We start from the raw sequence: 1133 nt of genomic DNA, 5'->3' as shown, positions 1-1133 counted from the left end.
TTGGATTGAAGGGAACGCCTCTAACAATAAACCGGCCGCAAATGCGACCACAAAACGGAGGCTGTATGGATAACAACATCGAAAAATGCAAAGAAGATTTCCCGTTTAGGGTTATATCCGAAACATCAACTGGTGACGGCTTTGTTGATTGTGTATGGGAGATGCCTGAGTGGGTTGTCGAAAAACTTGAGGCTGAAGCAAAAAAGCGGGAAATTACGGTTTCTGAATTGGTAACGCTCATATTTAAAGCATGCTTGAAGGAGTATGGCAATAAAAATATTTAACCTATTGACAGTTATTAAATAATAACCTATATTAATTATGCCGAAGATATTTGAAAAAGATGGATTCTCCTTTTTCTTCTATATGAACGAGCATGAACCAGTGCATGTACATGTGAGAAAACAGGGGAAAATTGCCAAATTTGAAATTGTCAATGGATGTGCCGTGCCGGTATTTGGAAAGTTATCAAAAGCGGATATGGCAAAAGCAAAGGAATTAGCGACTGAAAACAGCGAACTTATCGTGAGAAAATGGTTCGAAACTTTCGGGCTGGGGTAATTATGAATGAGATTACGGAAAAAGATGTAAAAAGGCTTTGGGTTGAGAAAGACGCTGTTTGTGTCGAACTGAAAGACGGCCGAATCGGGCGGGAACTCATCCGCGATTACGAACCGCTGCGGAAGGCTACGCGAAAGCAGTTGGAGAACTGCCGCGTAGATTGCGATGGCGTGTGGTTTGACGATCTGGACGAAGGCCTGGAACTTTCGGGATTCTTTTCGCCGAAAAAGACAAATCCCATTGGCCGCATATTTTGGTTGTTTCCCGAACTTAACGCCTCGGCGTTTGCCCGCCGATTGGGAATCCCTCAGCCTCTGTTCGCCGCATACGTAAATGGAACGAAGAAACCGTCTTCGGCAAGAAAGAAACTCATTGACGAGGAACTCCGCCGTATTGGTAGGGAACTGCTGAAAACCGTTGCTTAGCAGATTAGGGAATAACTATATTTCCATTGAATAAATCAAGCCGTTGGGGCGAAGGATTTTTATGAAAAAGATTGACCGTGTCATCCTGAGCGGAACGAAGTGTAGTCGAAGGATCTCTTCTTATTTGTTCTTTTCTGTGTTGTTGGC

The 1133-nt window shown here is 43.5% G+C and carries 3 protein-coding genes; all 3 read left to right on the top strand.

What is annotated here, in order from left to right:
• On the top strand, positions 1 to 284 hold a 284-nt coding region (locus tag B7988_RS14780), incomplete at its 5' end, for a hypothetical protein (RefSeq protein ID WP_212668330.1).
• Positions 285 to 321: 37 nt separating this feature from the next.
• The gene (locus B7988_RS14775; RefSeq protein ID WP_088658482.1) at positions 322 to 561 is read left to right on the top strand and encodes a DUF4160 domain-containing protein; all 240 of its coding nucleotides are present in this window, start codon (positions 322 to 324) and stop codon (positions 559 to 561) included.
• Positions 562 to 563: 2 nt separating this feature from the next.
• The gene (locus tag B7988_RS14770) at positions 564 to 986 is read left to right on the top strand and encodes a DUF2442 domain-containing protein (RefSeq protein ID WP_088658481.1); all 423 of its coding nucleotides are present in this window, start codon (positions 564 to 566) and stop codon (positions 984 to 986) included.
• Positions 987 to 1133 lie beyond the last annotated feature (147 nt).

This window comes from Fibrobacter sp. UWB1 (assembly GCF_002210325.1).
In the GTDB taxonomy this organism is placed as follows: Bacteria; Fibrobacterota; Fibrobacteria; order Fibrobacterales; family Fibrobacteraceae; genus Fibrobacter.
This window is presented reverse-complemented; position numbering and strand designations above follow the sequence as displayed.